Consider the following 18529-nt stretch of genomic DNA (forward strand, 5'->3'; position numbering starts at 1 on the left):
CTCAGGAATGTCGATCAGGAATAGTGCTGCTGCAGCATGGGCGACGCCACGGCATCCGGGCTCACCGGCGCGGCAGCCGCCCCGATCGCCTGGCTGCGGAACGGAATCACTTGAGGTCGACCGTCAACGTCGACAATCTGATAGAACTGCGGCAGGTTGAAGTTGATAAAACTGGAGCCGTAGGTGAAACGATCGTGGGATGAAGAGTAGAAGCGGCTCACGTCACGCACCAGCTCCTCTTTACTGCCTTCACAGTGATGATAAACCTCGGCGCGGTTGCTCTCGTCGAGAATATAGATATTAAATCCGCTCTCGTTATCCGCCTCTTCAAAGAAGAACTGAATAATCCCTTCGCTGGCAAAGCCATCCACTACCGCCGGCAGCTTAACATGGTTGGTTTCCACCTGAACCGACAGACCATGCAGCTTGTTATGCGAGATGGCGCCGTAGAATTCAATGGCGTTCTCCAGCTTCTGCACCGACACGTTAAGACGTTCGAAGAACAGTCCCCAGGTCTGCCCGGAAACGCGCAGCGCCTTAAAGCGCCCGGTATCCTGACGGGTACTGGAAAGGCGCAGTTCAATGCACTCGGAGACCATCTGCTGCACGCGGGTGCGGATTAGACCGCGCAGATGCTGACTGTAGCAGAACACTTCAACACTATCCGGCGGCGCAGCATCCTGATGCATTTTACCCAGAATGGTCTTCAGCGCTTCGATCATCGCCTGCTCGCCGTTAAAGTGCAGGGTTCGCACTTCGTTCCACGAGTTGCGGTACAGCAGATCGACGCTGCCGATTAAACACTTCTGCTCTTCGCCAAAGCTAAAGACATCCAGTTTACGGAAGTCAAAATGCACGACCTGATTACGGAACGCCGCCGTCGGGTCATATTCGAGGTTGACGATAATCGCCAGGTGGCGGATTTCACAGGGACTATACAGCGCTTTAGGCGTTGGTGACGGCAGACGCAGCGGGAAATGGTGCGCAACGTCGGCGACCATCTCCTGAAGCTTCGCCAGATCGACGATGCCGTTGCCCTTAATAAACAGGCGAGTGCGTGACGTCAGCAGGCCGTTAAACCAGGCCCATGCCACCAGCTTATTAAGATAACGGTTATATTCCAGCGGCTGATGGCTGATGATCGATTCCATATCCGGCGCACGGTTATACACATACCAACCGGTACGGTTGGCGCGGCCAGGAGGCACGTGGATAAAGGTCAGATTCGGCTCGGAGAGATCCGGAGAGATTTGCGGGTTCACCAGCGTCACTTTGCCCGGCAGCGCTTCAAACGCCGCATACAGCTTACGGGTCAGTACGCCGATATCCTGCGGACTGGCGGACACGCTGAGGTTGTTACGCCGCGCAAAGCGGATCAGGTTGCGATAGCTTTGCATCATCGCATCCAGCAGTTCGTTGTGCGCTTTGCGTACTTCGTCGATCTTCCAGTTAGCCCGGTTGTCCAGCATCATCAGACGCTTTTCATCCCAGCCCCACTCTTTCACCAGGTGGCTCACGACTTCACGACGCCAGCCCACGCAGGCGCGCTCGCGGCTGAGTTTTTCGCACACCTTCAGATAGAAACAGCGGCGCACCAGATCGAGACGCGTGTCGTCTTCAATGGCCTGCAGATAGGCGGTCACGCGCTCCAGCATCATGCAGTAGGGATCGAGCCCAAACGAGACGATTTCTCCGTCATGCAGACGCTGTTTAATGTCTTTCGCCAGCAGGCGGTTGTTTGGGTACTCCCAGGAGTAGGCTTCCAGCAGCAGCGTTTTCAGCACCGCTTTATACGGTGAATCGATACTTTTATAGAGCTGCCACAGGCTGGCGCCGAAATATTCTTCCGCCGACAGCGAGCTCAGGCCGCCCAGATCGAGCCACTCATTGGGCGTCAGTACGCCTTGCGCGTAGAGTCCCATCACGTAATCGTCGTAATGATCCTCTTCGTCGCACGGCACCATATTCCACAGAATACGTTTCCCGGCGAGGCGCACGGCGGTGCGGTAGAACTCATCCAGCAGCAGGATATGCTGCGTCGACCCGCAGTCTTCGCCGCCAAGGCTGCCGCTTTCGTTATGGCGGAAGCGGTTTTCGTCAATCAGGAAGAAGCTGACTTCAACCCCCAGTGATGCCGCCCAGCTTTCCAGCAGGCTACATTTGCGCTGCAGCAGCTGACGCTCTTCGGTATCAAGCCATGCCTGATGACAAACCCAGATATCCAGGTCGGAAGAGCAGCTTTGGCCTACGGAGGAGGTACTGCCCATCGAGTAGACGCCGGTAATCGGCAGTTCGCCTTTCGGCGGCTCCTGCGCCAGCATGCCGCGGTGCAGTTCTAACTCGTCAAGGTAGTGGCGTTGGGTTTCATCAGGCGTGTAGAGGCAAATGCCGCGGGGAACGTTACCGTCAAGGTAACCCGGCATCAACGGGTGATGATAATGTAGTAATGTCGGCAGTAGACTGTAAACCTGCTGGAAAGCGGGTCCCATGGCAGCAAGCGCGCGATCCACGCGCAGTTGGTTGATGGCATCCAGTCTCTGTTTCAGTGTCTCAATATAGAGGTACAAGACATATCGCCTGATGTTCAAAAACCCGTCGTACAATAGTACGGAGGATTTCAGTATTTCAACAAAAACCGTCACCATTTGTCGTCGGTGTGGTTGTGATGAGCTGCTGACGGACAAATGGTTTAAAACGTGATCAATCTAACACCTTGCTCATTGACCGTAAAGAAAGATGCGCTACATACAAGTGTAGCACCGTTTACTGCGTGTAAATTCCTCACTACGGTTGTGGCAACCGCAATGGCACCAAACGCAAATAACGCAAAAAAAGAAAGAGCCGCCCCCCTAATCCCACAAAACTAACATCCATAAGGCAACAATGTTAGGATAGTTTGTGGTCGACAATGACGGTAACAAGCATGTTAGACAAAGTTTTGAGAATTGCCACACGGCAAAGCCCACTTGCGCTATGGCAGGCGCATTATGTGAAAGAGCGCCTTGAGTCCTGCCATCCTGGGCTGGCGGTGGAACTGGTGCCGATGGTCACTCGCGGCGACGTGCTCCTTGATACTCCGCTGGCAAAAGTGGGCGGCAAGGGCTTGTTTGTCAAAGAATTAGAACTGGCCATTATGGAAGGGCGCGCGGATATCGCCGTGCATTCCATGAAAGATGTTCCCGTCGAGTTTCCCGAGGGACTGGGGCTGGTCACGATTTGCGAGCGCGAAGATCCGCGCGACGCCTTCGTCTCTAATCACTATGCGTCAATCGATGCACTGCCGCACGGCAGCATCGTTGGCACTTCAAGTTTACGTCGCCAGTGCCAGCTGGCAGCTCAACGTCCCGATCTGGAGATCCGCTCTCTGCGCGGTAACGTCGGGACCCGCCTCGGCAAGCTCGATAGCGGCGAATATGATGCGATTATCCTTGCGGCGGCCGGGCTGAAACGCCTGGGGCTGGAGTCGCGCATTCGTCAACCGTTAACGCCTGAGCAGTCGCTGCCCGCGGTCGGCCAGGGCGCAGTCGGTATTGAATGTCGTCTTGACGATCAATGGACGCAAACGCTGTTAGCACCGCTGAATCATGCGGAAACCGCCATTCGCGTCCGCGCGGAACGCGCGATGAATACCCGGCTGGAAGGCGGCTGTCAGGTTCCGATCGGCAGCTACGCTGAGCTGATTAACGGTGAGCTGTGGCTGCGCGCCCTGGTCGGTGCGCCGGACGGTTCGCAGGTGGTGCGCGGTGAACGACGCGGCCAGCCGGAAGATGCCGAGCGCCTCGGCGTCTCGCTGGCGGAAGAGCTGCTGGATAGTGGCGCCCGCGACATTCTCGCCGCCGTGTATGCAGGAGAAGCGCCTCGATGAGTATTCTGGTCACCCGTCCGTTGCCCCAAAGTGAAGAGCTGGTCAGCCGCCTGCGCGCGCTGGGACATGTGGCCTGGAGTTTTCCACTCATTGAGTTTACGCCCGGGCGCGAACTGCCTGCGCTAAGCGGCCAGCTGGCCGCCTTATCCACAGGCGATCTTTTGTTTGCGCTCTCGCAGCATGCGGTAGAGTTTGCCCATGCTCGCTTGCATCAACTGGGCCAACGCTGGCCGAAAGCACCCGGCTATTTTGCGATTGGCCGCACTACGGCGCTGGCCCTGCATACGGTCAGTGGGCAGAATATTCGCTACCCATTAGATCGGGAAATTAGCGAAGTCTTGCTACAATTACCTGAATTACAAAACATTGCCGGGAAGAAAGCCCTTCTTCTTCGCGGTAACGGCGGGCGGGAATTATTAGGCGAAACGCTCCGCGAGCGCGGCGCCGACGTCACTTTTTGTGAATGCTATCAACGTAGTGCAAAGCATTACGATGGCGCAGAAGAAGCAATGCGCTGGCAGTCCCGCGGCGTCACTACGCTGGTCGTCACCAGCGGCGAGATGCTGCAACAGCTTTGGGCGCTGATACCCCAATGGTATCGCGAACGGTGGCTCCTTCGCTGTCGCATTTTAGTTGTCAGTGAACGCCTGGCCCGGCAGGCCCGTGAATTGGGCTGGCAGGATATCCAGGTTGCCGATAGCGCCGACAACGATGCGCTGCTACGCGCATTACAATAACTCTCAACATTGGAAGCCATAATGACGGAACAACAAAACCAATCCGCCGTGGTTGAAGAGACCAGGGAGGCCGTGGACAAGGCGCCACAGCCAGAGAATACCGGAAAGAAAAACGGCGGCAATAAAACCAGCCTCGTTCTGAGCGCGGTTGCTATCGCCATTGCCCTCGCCGCTGGCGTCGGCCTGTTTGGTTTAAATAAACAGCAAGTATCACGACAGAACGAGACCAGCACGGCGCTCGCCGATCGGGTGGCGGAACTGCAAAAAGCGCAAGAAAGCCAAAAAAATGAACTCGAAGGGATTATCAAGCAGCAGGCGGACCAGCTAGCCGATGCGAAGCATCAGCAGGAGACGCTGGCGAAGCAGCTGGAAGACGTGCAGCAAAAAGTGGCCGTCATTTCCGGCAGCGATGCCAAAACCTGGCTGCTGGCGCAGGCTGATTTTCTGGTCAAATCGGCCGGGCGTAAGCTGTGGAGCGATCGGGACGTCACCACCGCCGCTGCGCTGTTAAAAAGCGCCGATGCCAGCCTCGCCGATATGAACGATCCCAGTCTGATTAGCGCCCGCCGCGCCATTACCGACGATATCGCGTCGCTGTCGGCCGTCAGCCAGGTCGACTACGACGGTATCATTCTCAAGGTCAACCAGCTTGCTAACCAGATTGATAACCTGCGCCTTGCCGACAATAACGATGACGACTCCCCGATGGACTCCGACAGCGAAGAGCTCTCCAGCTCCATTGGCGAATGGCGCGTGAATCTGCAAAAGAGCTGGCAGAGCTTTATGGACAGCTTTATTACCATTCGACGCCGCGACGAAACGGCAGTCCCGCTGCTGGCGCCAAACCAGGATATCTACCTGCGCGAAAATATTCGCTCCCGTCTGCTGGTTGCGGCACAAGCGGTACCGCGCCATCAGGAAGAGACATACAAACAAGCGCTGGATAATGTTTCCACCTGGGTTCGCGCGTATTACGACACGGAAGATGCCACGACCAGGGCATTCCTGGAAGATGTCGATAAGCTGAGTCAGCAAAGCATCACGATGAATGTGCCGGAAAATCTGCAAAGCCAGGCCATTCTCGAGAAGCTGATGCAAACGCGGGTACGCAACCTGATGGCGCAGCCTGCCGTGACTCAGAGCAGTGCCCCGGCGCCGACGCCCCCTGTACCTGCACCCGCACCTGCGCCACAAGGAGAGTAACGCATGCTGAAAATTCTCTTACTCTTCGCACTGCTGATCGCCGGGATCGTTGTCGGCCCGATTATCTCCGGGCACCAGGGCTACGTTCTGATCCAGACCGATAACTACAATATCGAAACCAGCGTAACCGGACTGGCGATCATCATGATCCTCACCATGGTGGTACTGTTTGCGATTGAGTGGCTGTTCCGCCGTATTTTCCGTACCGGCGCCCATACCCGCGGCTGGTTCGTAGGTCGCAAACGCCGTCGCGCACGTAAGCAAACCGAACAGGCATTGCTGAAGCTGGCGGAAGGCGACTATCAGCAGGTTGAGAAGCTGATGGCGAAGAATGCCGATCATGCCGAACAACCGGTGGTGAACTATCTGCTGGCGGCGGAAGCGGCCCAGCAGCGTGGTGATGAAGCCCGGGCGAATCAGCATCTGGAGCGCGCCACGGAGCTGGCCGGAGACGATCTGATTCCGGTCGAGATTGCGCGCGTGCGCCTGCAGCTGGCCCGCAATGAAAACCATGCGGCCCGCCACGGCATTGATAAGCTGCTGGAGATTACCCCACGGCATCCGGAAGTCTTGCGCCTGGCCGAGCAGGCCTATACCCGCACCGGCGCGTGGAATTCACTGCTGGATATCCTGCCGTCAATGGCAAAAGCCAACGTCAGCGATGAAGAGCACCGCGCCGCGCTGGAGCAGCAGGCCTGGATTGGCTTGATGGACCAGACCCTGGCCGATCGCGGAAGCGATGGGTTACGTGAGTGGTGGAAAAACCAGAACCGCAAAACTCGCGGCCAGGTGTCCCTGCAGGTGGCGATGGCCAGTCTGCTCATCGAGAGCGACGATCACGATACCGCGCAGCAGATTATTATCGACGGACTGAAGAAGCAGTATGATGACCGCCTGGTGATGCTTATTCCGCGTCTGAAGACGAATAATCCGGAGCAGCTGGAAAAAGTGCTGCGTCAGCAGATTAAATCGGTCGGCGATCGGCCTTTACTGTGGAGCACGCTGGGGCAATCCCTGATGCGCCACGGCGAGTGGCAGGAAGCCAGCATCGCGTTCCGTGCTGCGCTGAAGCAGCGTCCGGATGCCTTTGATTATGCATGGCTGGCCGATACGCTCGACCGTATGCATCAGCCAGAAGAAGCGGCATTAATGCGCCGTGATGGCCTGCTGTTAACGCTACAGAACAATCCTCAGCCTTAACCTGCCCTTTCGCTATCGTCTCTTCCAGAGGCGATAGCGCGCTTCTCTTCGCTCTCTTCTGCTCATCCCGTCGCGGGCATAAAAAAACGCCTGCACTGAAATCAGGGCAGGCGTTAAAACAGGTCTGTTTGACAACAAATTGGGTGCTTCACTCAACGTTATGTCCATGGTGTTTGATGAGACGATACGCTGTATCTCTCAGGCTGCGTCGAAGCAGCGTGAAGAACGTGCGTATAAACGCGACATCTGTCAGTGGACGATAAGCACCGTAAACGGCTCTGCATCATTCCTGAGTTTATGAGGCCCGAGGGCGAACATAAGAGATGGAATGAGCATCTACCCGTTTATTATCGCACAGGTTCCGTGGAAATTGCATTAGCCACAACGGTAAATTGGGAGGATTCCGGCCAAGAAATTACGCGTTCGCATAGCGCACGGATAGCCGCTTTTTATTCGGGAGATCAGGGAGATATAAGATTGTTGCGATACGACAGAAAACAAAAAACCCCGCCGAAGCGGGGTTCAAAATTGGTCGGCGAGAGAGGATTCGAACCTCCGACCCACTGGTCCCAAACCAGTTGCGCTACCAAGCTGCGCTACTCGCCGATGTACTGCTTTTTGAATTTTTAGTTCAATTCGTTAAAGTCGTGGTGCGAGGGGGGGGACTTGAACCCCCACGTCCGTAAGAACACTAACACCTGAAGCTAGCGCGTCTACCAATTCCGCCACCTTCGCATTTCACAACTCTATCAAATAATGGGGTGGCTAATGGGATTCGAACCCACGACAACTGGAATCACAATCCAGGGCTCTACCAACTGAGCTATAGCCACCACTGCAAATCTTTTCACGCGGCACTGTTAAATTAACAGTCCACCGCAGCTCAAGCACCGGGTTAAATGGTGCGCCCGACAGGATTCGAACCTGAGACCTCTGCCTCCGGAGGGCAGCGCTCTATCCAGCTGAGCTACGGGCGCTTAGCGCCGTTGCGGGGTCGGATAATACGGACTTCCCCCCCCGCTGTCTAGTGCCTTTTTAAATAAAATTTCTGTTTGCTCACGCTTTGTGCACTTTGGCGTTTATTCCGTCGTTTTATCGACATTTCCATGTCGACCGAGACCAAACACCTTATAAATAAGCGTCACGAGGGCCAGGAAAAGTATTCCGACGAACAGCGACATACGGGTGTCGTCATTAAAGCCCATGCCGATCAGCACACAAACCAGAAACGCCATCGTGAAATAGTTCGCCCACGGGAACAGCAGCGAACGGAACGGGTGGCTGGCCATCTCCTTCTGATGCGCACGGCGAAAACGCAGCTGACTAATCAGAATCACAAACCACGGCACCATGCCCGGCAGTACGCTTGCGCTATAGACATAGACGAAGACCCGCTGCGGATTGGGAATAATATAGTTCAGGCAGGAGCCAATCAGCAGAATCAGAATCGACAGCGCGACGCCCACGGCCGGTACGCCATTGCGCGAAACTTTCGCCATCGCCGCAGGCAGCTGCCGGTTGCGCGCCAGCGCGTAGAGCATACGACCGCAGCTATACATCCCGCTATTACAGCCGGAAAGCGCCGCCGTCAGCACCACAAAGTTGATAATACCCGCCGCCGCAGTAATACCGATTTTCGCAAAGGTCAGGACGAACGGACTGCCGCCGGAACCAATTTGATTCCACGGGAAAATCGTGACAATCACGAAAATCGCGCCCACATAAAAAATCAGGATACGCCACAGAACCTTACCCACCGCGCTGCGCAGCGTGACCTGCGGATTCTTCGCCTCACCGGCGGTGATGCCGATAAGTTCAACGCCCTGATAGGAGGCCACCACGATACACAGCGCCGTCAGGAACCCTTTCCAGCCGCCGGCAAAGAAGCCGCCGTGCTCGGTCAGGTTGCCAAAGCCGATAGAGTGCCCACCATTACCAAAGCCAAAGAAAATAACCCCCAGCCCGACGACAATCATCACAATGATGGTGGTGACCTTTATCATCGCGAACCAGAATTCGATCTCACCGTACAGGCGTACTGCGGCCAGGTTTGCCAGCGCCACCAGCCCGACGGCAATAAGCGCCGGTATCCATTGCGCCATATCCGGGAACCAGAACTGTACATACACCCCGATAGCCGTAATCTCCGAGATCCCGACCGCCATCCACATAAACCAGTATGACCAGGCGGTAAGATAGCCGAAAAACGGGCTCATATAGCGGTGTGCGTAAACGGCGAATGAACCGGTCACCGGCTCAAGGAACAGCATTTCGCCCATTGAGCGCATGATAAAGAAGACAAATAAACCGGCGATAATATACGCCAGCAGGACCGAAGGACCGGCCCACTTCAGCGTGCTTGCCGCCCCCATAAACAAACCCACGCCAATCGTCCCGCCAAGGGCGATAAGCTCAATGTGTCTGGCCTCCAGTCCGCGCTGGAGTTCCGCTTTTTTCTCTGTCATATAACCTCTTGTGTTTGCCCTGCTTCCGGTTTTTGTTCCTCGCCCCTCGAACGGCACGCCTGATGGCCAGCCTCACACCTTCCCGTAGCACAGCGATTCATGCCGCCGGGGAGTGACAGGTTTGCCATGGCGCGACCTGCGAATGGTCTTGCCCATATACCGGTTATTTTTATTAATGAATGAAAGGAAATGTTCTTGCCTGCACGACGGCACACGCTGCCCGCCGCGCATTAAGCATGCGAATGGTTAATGAATTTTCAGGAAATGGCAAATAAAGTATCAGGCGAGTTACTGTAGTAAACACAATACGTACGTAAACTCGCCAGTTTGCAGTGGAATATCAGAGCTGACCGGTATAATACCAACGTAAATATCGCAGCAGGCGAATCTGTCTTTTAATCCGGCTCGGCTGAGAGACCAAACGATAGAACCACTCCAGCCCCAGGTTCTGCCAGAATTTTGGCGCCCGGTGGACATGGCCGGTGAACACATCGTAGGTGCCGCCAACCCCCATATACAGCGCCTGCGGATAGACCTCCCGGCAGTCGCGCATCAGGATCTCCTGACGCGGTGAGCCCATCGCCACGGTCACGATTTTCGCGCCGCTATCGCGAATACGCTCGAACAACGCCTGGCGCCGATCGGCAGCGAAATACCCATCCTGACTGCCGACAATATTGACCTTCCAGCGGGCACGCAGCTGCGCCTCCGTCTGTGCCAACACCTCCGGCTTGCCGCCAACCAGAAAAACCGGGGTCCCCTGTGCGCCCGCCCGTTCCATCAGCGCTTCCCAGAGGTCAGCGCCCGCCACGCGCGATACCTGCGCCTGAGGATATTTTTTACGTAATGAACGCACCACGCTAATGCCGTCGGCATATTTAAACTCAGCCGCTTCAATCAGCGCCCGAACTTCGGGATCGTCCTCGACTGCCAACATCTTTTCGGCGTTGATTGCCACCAGCGTTCCCTGGCGGATAGTGCCGTCCGCATACAGATAGTCCAGAGCGTGCTGCATATTGCGCCAACCAATGAGTTGTAACCCTCTCAGCAGATACAACGGCGCAGAAATAGTCTCAGTCATGTCCATCCTTATCTGACCTGAGGTTGCGAAAGCGGTTTAACCCGCCGGTGAATCAGTCCCGCGCTATCCAGGAACCAGTACAGCAATTTCGCCGCCAGTAAGCAGATACCAAAGATCACGAGGAAAAACACCACGCGGGAGCCAAATGAGTCCAGCCCTTCGCGCGCCAGCACTATCATGTTGAAGATAGCGCCAAAACAGAAACTGTGCAGAATAGCCGCTTTATAACGGTTACTCTCGCGGTTACCCAGCTCATACAGCCAGTCAAACCACTTAATAATCAGTCCGACCGCCACCGCACCCAGCGGAACAAACCAGATCCCCCCCATCACCACCAGCGAGCCGATCAGCGTCGGCGAGATTGCCAGGCCGGAGTGGTTATTCAGCACTTCCCAGGTAAAGTAGTTAGCGGTATTGAGCACCATCGATGGTCGGCTATGCCACATCCAGCTGGGGATAAAGACGTAGAAATCCCTGATCATCGGCGCCAGCCCCTGGAAGGCAATCTTGTCGTAGTTTTGCAGCAGCAGCGCCAGATTTTCCCACGGCGAAAACGTATCGCGGGTCAAATAGAGGAAGGTATAAAACGCTTCATCGCCGCTGACGTTCATGCCATAGCGCTTAAGCGCCAGCCAGAACATTCCCACGATGCCCAGGACGCCAGCCGCCGCCAGCATCCACAGGCTGATCCAGCCGCGAATAATGCCGATAAACAGGAAAATGGCGAAAGCGATAATGATATTCGCGCGGGTCCCGCCGACGATGGCATAGGTCAGCAGCCCAAACGCCACGGTGCTGAGCAGGAAGAATATCCACGCCTTATAATCCTGGCGCAGGAAATAGACCACCAGCATCGCCGGGATAAAGAAATAGAAAAAGCGCTTCAGCGCCACGCCGGAGACTTCGGCAGAGAAGATCTGACTGTAGGAGTTGAGCTTAAACAGCAGGAAGCCATTGTGGGCAAAGAAAATCCCGACGCACAGCAGCGCCAGGCCCAGCAGAATGATCCATGCCAGATGCGTTTCCACGCGGTTCATCGTAAAGAGCGGCCGCCGCTGGCTGTCGTGCGTGGCCGAACGCAGACGCGTTTTATAGGTCACGTAATAGACCGCATAGAAACAGACCGACACCAGTAAGGTTTGCAACAGCACATCCGGCGGAGCAACGCTGACATCAAAGCGGAACACCAGGATACTGGTCAGCGGGAAACCAAAGAAGAAAGTCAGCAGAAACAGCAACGAGAAGAACACATTGAAGTTAAAGCGCACGCGGCGAAACTCAAAATACGTCGCGGTGGCGATAAACAGCGTTGACAGCAGCCAGACCACCAGCAGCCCGCAAAATTGCATTAATGTCATGCGTTGACCCCCGCGGCAATCTGCAATGCCTGCTGCCAGCCCGCCAGGTAGTTCGGCCGGAAGAAAGCAATCTGGTTCTTATCAACGCTTGCCAGCTGACGCTGGGCTTCACGCACCACGGCAACATCCAGCGCATCGCCGGTAAACAGCACCGGAATATTCTGCTCCGTCATATCCTGCCAGAACGGGTTTTCCCGGTTCAGCACGCAGGGTATCCCTGCCTGAATTAATAAACATAGTGTGCCGATGCCCTGCTGGCGAGCAAACAGGAAATAGCCCAGATCGCAGCGGCGCAGCAGATTCAGATAATCAGGAAACGCCAGCTTCTCACTGAGAATCTGCAGGTGCGTGGCGCTAAATAGCGCAGCGCCCGCTTCACGGACCTCGTTAATATAGTCCGTATTGTTTTCCGGATACCCCATCGGCACGATCACGTTTACCGTATCGCCAAATTGCTGATGGATAGCGCGCAGCGCCGCAATATGCTCATTACTGCGGTCACCCGAGTTCCCGACCAGAATCGTCAGCGTCTCGGCGTGCGGTGCGCTATCGGCCAGCGAATTGAGCGCCGGATCCATGCGCGTCGGAAAATAGAGCAGTTCGCCGGGCACGCGCGGATGACGGCGAGCAAACCAGCTGAGATCGCCCCGGGTGGCAAAAACGCGCCCGACCCGGCCCTGGGCAAGACGCCGCAGCGGATAGAACAGGCGAAACTTCAGGCTGGACGAATTTTCATACAGATCGGCACCCCAGATATGCCAGTTAAACTGGGCAGGACGAATCCCCCCGCTCAACAGCGCCAGCCACAGCCCGGTATTAAACTGGCCGTGGAAGAAAAAGCGCTGTTGGCGATCGGCTTTTGCCAGAGCTATCACCGCCTGTGCCAGGGATTTTTTTCCGGGATAACAGGTGACAGACAAGGCCGGACAGGCCTCGCGCACTCCCGTTGCATCACCGACGACCATAAACCTACGCGCCTGCTCGTCATGGACGGCCAGCTCGTCGTTAAAGAACCGCAACACGGTCTGGTTGTGGTGTGGGATATCCGATCCCAGTACATGTATCAGTGCTGTCATGCCCGTTTACGCCAGAGTAAAAATACGCCACTACAGAGGGCGAAATAAACAATATACGTAGCCATATACGCCTGCGCTGCGCCAATCGCGCCGTGCGCCGGGATCAGCCAGTGCGAGAATGCGGTCAACAGCGTGAACTGGCTGATTTCCGTGAGTATATAAAAACGCAGCGACGCTTTCGCAATCACCAGATAGCCATAAACATAGGCGCCGACCTTCAGCACATCGCCGACCAGTTGCCAGGCAAACAGGTCGCGCATCGCCGTAAAGCGGTCAGAAAACAGCAGCCAGATGGCAAAGTCGCGCAGTAGCCAGACGGTTAAGCTCGCCACTGCCACCGCCGGCAGGACAAATTTTAATGATTTGCCGATCTCACGGGTAATCTCTGATTTGGCCGTCAATCGGGAGAGCGTAGGCAGCAGGTAGACGCTAAACGATGCGGTGATAAACTGCAGGTAGGCATCGGAAATGCTGCTGACCCCTTGCCAGATCCCAACCGCCTCCCAGTCATAATGCTCCGCCAGCAGGTTACGCATCATCACGTAAGCCACCGGCAGCGTCACCGAGGTAATCAGCGCCATCAGGGTAAATTTGGAAAGCTGTCCCGCAAGGCCGTTATCCCAACGCGGACGCAGTGCGCTGAGCGGGATTGTCCCGCGCCGCCATAGCACGATTGCCGCCGGGATCACCACCAGCGCCGGCACCAGCGCCAGCCCGAGCAGCGCCCCCTGATAGCCCGCGAAGTGATAGCAGGCGTAATAGGCCACGACACCAATCAGGCTACCGGCGATCAGCGACAGGGCATTACCCGCCGCATCGCGAAAACCTTTCATCAAGGCCAGCAGCAGGTTTGCCCAGGCAATGCCCATCTGCACCAGCGCCACCAGCCGCACCAGCCCCTGATAGTGCGTGTGGCCGAACAGCCCCTGGCTGACCGGCGCGGCCGCCAGCAGAAAGACCAGCGCCAGCAGCGTTGAGAAGCCAAGCACCATCGCTGAGGAGGTGCCGACGACCTTATTCAGCTGCTGGCGATCGTCATGATGCTGCGCGACCAGTTTGGTGACGCCGTTGAAAATACCGGCGCCCGCCAGTACGCCAAGCACGGTCACCAGCTGGCGAAAGTTACCGGCCTGACCCACCCCTGCCGGGCCAAAGGAGACAGCCAGTAGTTTAACCACCAGCAGTCCGGCCCCAATTTTGACCAGCGTGGACGCGGCGGTCCACAGTGAAGCTTTAGCCAGCGACATATCAGGAGAAATAGCTCAGCAGCGAATTAATCACCGTACGCTGATTGGCTGACGACAGGTTATAGAACAGCGGCAGGCGCAGCAGACGTTCGCTCTCCTGGGTGGTATGACGATCGTCACCGCGGAATTCGCCAAAGTGCTCCCCCGCCGGGCAGCTATGCAGCGGAATGTAGTGGAACACGGCCAGAATTTCGGCCTCTTTTAGCCAGGCGATCAGGTTACTGCGATCGTCAATATCGCGCAGCTTAATATAAAACATGTGCGCGTTGTGCCCGCAGTCGGCCGGAATGACCGGCAGATCGATGCGACCGGCCCGTGCCAGTGGCAGCAGCGCATCATAATAGCGCTGCCAGAGCGTTAAACGTTGCTGGTTAATCTGTTCCGCCGCTTCCAGCTGCGCCCACAGATATGCCGCCTGCAGGTCAGACATCAGATAGCTGGAGCCGATATCGCGCCAGGTGTATTTATCCACCAGCCCGCGGAAGAACTGGCTACGGTTGGTCCCTTTTTCGCGGATAATTTCCGCACGATCGATCAGCTTACGATCGTTAACCAGCGTCGCGCCACCTTCACCACCGGCAGTATAATTTTTGGTTTCATGGAAACTGAAACAGCCGATATGGCCGATCGTGCCCAGCGCTCGCCCTTTGTAAGTCGACATGACGCCCTGCGCGGCATCTTCCACTACGAACAGATTGTACTTGCTGGCAAGGGCCATGATGGTGTCCATCTCACAGGCCACGCCGGCATAGTGTACCGGCACAATAGCGCGGGTTTTCTCAGTGATTGCCGCTTCAATTTTGGTTTCATCGATATTCATCGTATCGCGACGAATATCGACAAAGACGATTTTCGCCCCGCGCAATACAAAGGCGTTGGCGGTGGAGACAAAGGTATAGCTCGGCATAATCACTTCATCGCCCGGCTGGATATCCAGCAGCAGCGCGGCCATTTCCAGCGAAGCGGTGCAGGAAGGCGTCAACAGTGCTTTGGCAGTCCCGAACCGCTGCTCCATCCACTGCTGGCAGCGGCGGGTAAATCCGCCGTCGCCGCACAGTTTTCCGCTGTCCATCGCGGATTGCATATAATCAAGCTCGCTTCCCACCACCGGCGGTGCGTTAAATGGAATCATCATGTCACCTGTATAACCAGTACGCGGTGTTTTCCACATTCGCACCGCTGAGAATATAACGTTTAAGCGCGGCGGTGTTCCCCATCTGGGTTGCCACCCGCAGTGTAGACAGCCCGCGGAGTTCGGCCCAATGCCGTGCGGCCTGCATCAGTTCAGCACCCGCGCCGCGACCGGCCAGCAGGCCGATTCGGGCATCCGTCTCATTGAGCTGACGCAGTGAAACAAAAGCGCGAATGTCGCCATCGGCGGCGCGAAAAATAAGACACTGGTTATCGAAGGTTCCCCGTACCGCGTTTTCAATCCATTGGGCGTAGAAACGGCCGCTGGCATCGGCAGCATACCAGGGCGCGCGGAAGCGGCTTTGCGCAAAGGCCTGCGCCGCCAGCTCGCGCAGTCGTGGAATCTCTGCCGCCGTAGCCACTTCACAGCCCGCATCGGCAGACCGACCGACCGGCAGTGCCAGATCGACTTCGCCTTCTACGAGCTGGAAACCCAGCTGCTGTAGCGCATCCAGCCGCACGCCATCATCCGCCGCAATCTTCGCCTGCAAACGCGTCCAGCCGGCCAGCGCCTGAGCCGTCAGCGGCGGGGCGTCATCGCCAAAGCGCACAATCGCGCTCTGGATGCCGAAGAAGCGATTTTCCCACTCCAGGGGTTCAATACTGGCGCGCAGAGACATGGAAGGAGTCCTGGTTAGATTGGTCACGGCCAGAGGCTGGCATAGAACACAGGCTTGCACCGGTGACCAGAACCGTACTCACCGCCACACCCCTTTGGTATCGACAATATAATCCTGCGTCACACTATCGCCGCTGATGGCTTTAAACTCGTGATGGTCAACCAGCATCACCAGCACATCGGCGTTCGCCAATGCGTCATCCAGCAAGGCCAGCGTACACAGACCGTCAAGTTTCGCCGGAAGCTGGTGAATATTGGGTTCCACGACCAGCGTTTCACCGCTGTGCCAGCGGGCGATTTGCATAGCGATCGACATCGCCGGGCTTTCGCGCAAATCGTCGATATTCGGCTTAAAAGCCAGGCCAAAACAGGCGATCTTCAGCTCACTGGCGCGTTTATTACTGGCGGCCAGACAATCGGCGACCCGGGCTTTGACCTGCTCGATAACCCAGTCAGGTTTATGGTCGTTAACTTCACGAGCGGTGCGAATCAGCCGCGCCTGCTGCGGATTTTGCGCCACGATGAACCACGGGTCGACGGCGATGCAGTGTCCTCCTACCCCAGGTCCCGGCTGCAGAATATTCACGCGCGGATGACGGTTCGCCAGGCGAATCAGCTCCCAGACGTTAATGTCCTGCTCAGCGCAGATCAGCGACAGCTCGTTCGCAAACGCAATGTTAACGTCGCGGAAGCTGTTTTCGGTCAGCTTACACATCTCGGCGGTGCGGGAGTTGGTGACTACGCATTCGCCTTCGAGAAAAATTTTATACAGCTCGCTGGCGCGGGCGGAGCAAACCGGCGACATACCGCCGATAACGCGGTCGTTTTTAATCAGCTCGACCATGACCTGGCCTGGCAACACGCGCTCCGGGCAGTAGGCAATATTGACATCCGCCGCTTCACCAGCCTGCTGCGGGAAGCTCAGGTCCGGGCGCATTTCAGCGAGCCACGCGGCCATTTGCTCCGTCGAACCAACCGGAGAAGTGGACTCCAGAATCACCAGCGCCCCCTTCTTCAGCACTGGCGCAATGGATTTTGCCGCCGACTCGACGAAGACCATATCCGGTTCATGCAGATCTTTGAACGGGGTGGGTACGGCAATCAGGTATGCATCTGCCGCAACCGGCTCGGTCGTCGCACATAAATAGCCCTGCTCAACCGCCGTTTTGACCACGCTCGCCAGATCCGGCTCTACGATATGAATCTCGCCACGGTTAATGGTCTCCACGGCATGTTGATTGATATCAACGCCGACCACCCGCTTTTGCCGGGAGGCGAACGCGGCAGCGGTTGGCAGGCCAATATATCCAAGGCCAATCACTGAAATGGTAGAAAAACTCATAGCGTTACCTGATTATTTTTAAGTGCGGACAAAATACGGCGACATGCCTGACCATCGCCGTAAGGATTATGCGCCCGGCTCATTGCCTGATACGCGGCATCATCCTGCAGCAAATGCGTGACTTCAGCGACGATACGCTGGCTGTCGGTCCCGACCAGACGCACGGTACCTGCGGCAATCGCCTCCGGGCGCTCCGTCATCTCACGCATCACCAGTACCGGTTTCCCTAACGATGGCGCCTCCTCCTGAATACCGCCGGAGTCGGTGAGGATCAGCCATGCGCGATCCATCAACCAGACAAACGGCAGATAATCCTGCGGTTCAATCAACATCACGTTATCGACATGACCGAGAATACGGTTCACCGGCTCGCTGACGTTCGGGTTCAGGTGCACCGGGTACACAATCTGGACATCGGGATTGCTGGCGGCGATTTCTGCCAGCGCGTGGCAAATTTGCTCAAACCCGCGGCCAAAGCTTTCCCGGCGGTGGCCGGTGACCAGAATCATCTTCTTGCCGTTCGCCAGGAAAGGGTAGCGCTGCATCAGTACGTTACGCAGCGCCTCATCGCCCAGCACCCGGTCGCGAACCCAGAACAACGCATCAATGACCGTATTGCCGGTGACCGTGATATGGCCATCGGTGATATTTTCGCGGAGCAGATTCTGCCGCGAGGTTTCTGTCGGGGCAAAGTGGTAGGTTGCCAGATGTCCGGTCAGCGTACGGTTCCCCTCTTCCGGCCACGGCGAGCTCAGATCGCCGGTTCGCAACCCCGCTTCGACGTGTCCGACCGGGATACGCTGATAGAACGCGGCCAGACTTGCAGCCATCGTCGTCGTGGTATCGCCGTGAACCAGCACAACGTCCGGTTTGAACGATTCCAGCACCGGTTTTAACCCTTCGAGGATACGGCAGGTGATTTCCGTCAGGCCCTGACCTGGCTGCATAATATTGAGGTCGTAATCCGGCACAATAGAAAAAAGTTTCAACACCTGGTCGAGCATCTCCCGATGCTGCGCCGTGACGCAAACTTTCGCCTCAAAGTGAGGATCTTTTGCCAGCGCATGAACCAGAGGTGCCATTTTGATGGCTTCGGGTCTGGTGCCAAATACCGTTAGTACTTTCACATCGATTCTCTTCGATTA

General features: G+C 56.5%; 14 protein-coding genes and 4 tRNA genes. 4 read left to right on the forward strand and 14 right to left on the reverse strand.

All coding sequences use genetic code 11. The annotated features are described in order from the left end of the window. Positions 1-14: 14 nt before the first annotated feature. Positions 15-2567: a class I adenylate cyclase gene (gene cyaA / locus Q1L34_RS25275; RefSeq protein ID WP_015585404.1), complete on the reverse strand. Its 2553-nt coding sequence runs from the start codon at positions 2565-2567 to the stop codon at positions 15-17. A gap of 356 nt (positions 2568-2923) precedes the next feature. Here cyaA and hemC point away from each other — a divergent pair, with 356 nt between their 5' ends. From hemC to hemY, 4 genes are read left to right on the forward strand one after another with little or no spacing between them, the layout of a single operon-like run. Next, positions 2924-3865 (forward strand): hydroxymethylbilane synthase, encoded by a 942-nt coding sequence (gene hemC, locus Q1L34_RS25280; protein ID WP_032724311.1) that lies wholly within the window; start codon positions 2924-2926, stop codon positions 3863-3865. Next, on the forward strand, positions 3862-4602 hold the full coding sequence (gene hemD / locus Q1L34_RS25285) for a uroporphyrinogen-III synthase (protein WP_015585406.1): 741 nt from the start codon (positions 3862-3864) through the stop codon (positions 4600-4602). The genes hemC and hemD overlap by 4 nt, the downstream gene beginning before the upstream one ends. 21 nt (positions 4603-4623) lie before the next feature. Beyond that, on the forward strand, positions 4624-5805 hold the full coding sequence (hemX, locus tag Q1L34_RS25290; protein ID WP_004869577.1) for a uroporphyrinogen-III C-methyltransferase: 1182 nt from the start codon (positions 4624-4626) through the stop codon (positions 5803-5805). Positions 5806-5808: 3 nt separating this feature from the next. Next, a complete protein-coding gene (gene hemY, locus Q1L34_RS25295; RefSeq protein WP_004869575.1) occupies positions 5809-7005 on the forward strand; it encodes a protoheme IX biogenesis protein HemY in 1197 nt (398 codons plus the stop codon). A gap of 529 nt (positions 7006-7534) precedes the next feature. Here the strand turns inward: hemY and Q1L34_RS25300 are convergent. The 13 genes from Q1L34_RS25300 to wecB form a co-directional block, all read right to left on the reverse strand. Further along, a tRNA-Pro gene (locus tag Q1L34_RS25300) sits at positions 7535-7611 on the reverse strand. Between the two features lie 42 nt (positions 7612-7653). Further along, positions 7654-7740, reverse strand: a tRNA-Leu gene (locus Q1L34_RS25305). A gap of 22 nt (positions 7741-7762) precedes the next feature. Continuing rightward, a tRNA-His gene (locus Q1L34_RS25310) sits at positions 7763-7838 on the reverse strand. A gap of 67 nt (positions 7839-7905) precedes the next feature. Further along, a tRNA-Arg gene (locus Q1L34_RS25315) sits at positions 7906-7982 on the reverse strand. A gap of 102 nt (positions 7983-8084) precedes the next feature. Beyond that, positions 8085-9470 carry a bifunctional threonine/serine APC transporter ThrP gene (gene thrP / locus Q1L34_RS25320; RefSeq protein WP_004869573.1) on the reverse strand — a complete coding sequence of 462 codons (1386 nt, stop codon included), beginning with the start codon at positions 9468-9470 and terminating at the stop codon, positions 8085-8087. 340 nt (positions 9471-9810) lie between these two features. Next, entirely contained in the window at positions 9811-10551 is a 741-nt protein-coding gene (wecG, locus tag Q1L34_RS25325) for a lipopolysaccharide N-acetylmannosaminouronosyltransferase (protein ID WP_015585408.1), read from the reverse strand. A gap of 8 nt (positions 10552-10559) precedes the next feature. Beyond that, complete coding sequence (gene wzyE / locus Q1L34_RS25330) at positions 10560-11909, reverse strand: ECA oligosaccharide polymerase (RefSeq protein ID WP_015585409.1); 1350 nt, start codon at positions 11907-11909, stop codon at positions 10560-10562. Then, positions 11906-12985 (reverse strand): TDP-N-acetylfucosamine:lipid II N-acetylfucosaminyltransferase, encoded by a 1080-nt coding sequence (locus Q1L34_RS25335; protein ID WP_032718474.1) that lies wholly within the window; start codon positions 12983-12985, stop codon positions 11906-11908. The genes wzyE and Q1L34_RS25335 overlap by 4 nt, the downstream gene beginning before the upstream one ends. Then, positions 12982-14232, reverse strand: coding sequence for a lipid III flippase WzxE (gene wzxE, locus Q1L34_RS25340; RefSeq protein WP_004869559.1), 1251 nt, complete (start codon positions 14230-14232; stop codon positions 12982-12984). Before wzxE ends, Q1L34_RS25335 begins: the two co-directional genes overlap by 4 nt. Position 14233: 1 nt before the next feature. After that, positions 14234-15364: a dTDP-4-amino-4,6-dideoxygalactose transaminase gene (gene rffA / locus Q1L34_RS25345; protein WP_015585412.1), complete on the reverse strand. Its 1131-nt coding sequence runs from the start codon at positions 15362-15364 to the stop codon at positions 14234-14236. Between the two features lie 4 nt (positions 15365-15368). Next, positions 15369-16043, reverse strand: a complete 675-nt coding sequence (gene rffC / locus Q1L34_RS25350; protein WP_048024886.1) for a dTDP-4-amino-4,6-dideoxy-D-galactose acyltransferase — start codon at positions 16041-16043, stop codon at positions 15369-15371. A 78-nt stretch (positions 16044-16121) separates the two neighbouring features. Next, a complete protein-coding gene (gene wecC / locus Q1L34_RS25355; protein ID WP_004869543.1) occupies positions 16122-17384 on the reverse strand; it encodes a UDP-N-acetyl-D-mannosamine dehydrogenase in 1263 nt (420 codons plus the stop codon). Next, on the reverse strand, positions 17381-18511 hold the full coding sequence (gene wecB, locus Q1L34_RS25360; RefSeq protein ID WP_004869538.1) for a non-hydrolyzing UDP-N-acetylglucosamine 2-epimerase: 1131 nt from the start codon (positions 18509-18511) through the stop codon (positions 17381-17383). The genes wecC and wecB overlap by 4 nt, the downstream gene beginning before the upstream one ends. Positions 18512-18529 lie beyond the last annotated feature (18 nt).

This window comes from Klebsiella ornithinolytica (assembly GCF_030505655.1).
GTDB lineage: Bacteria > Pseudomonadota > Gammaproteobacteria > Enterobacterales > Enterobacteriaceae > Klebsiella > Klebsiella ornithinolytica.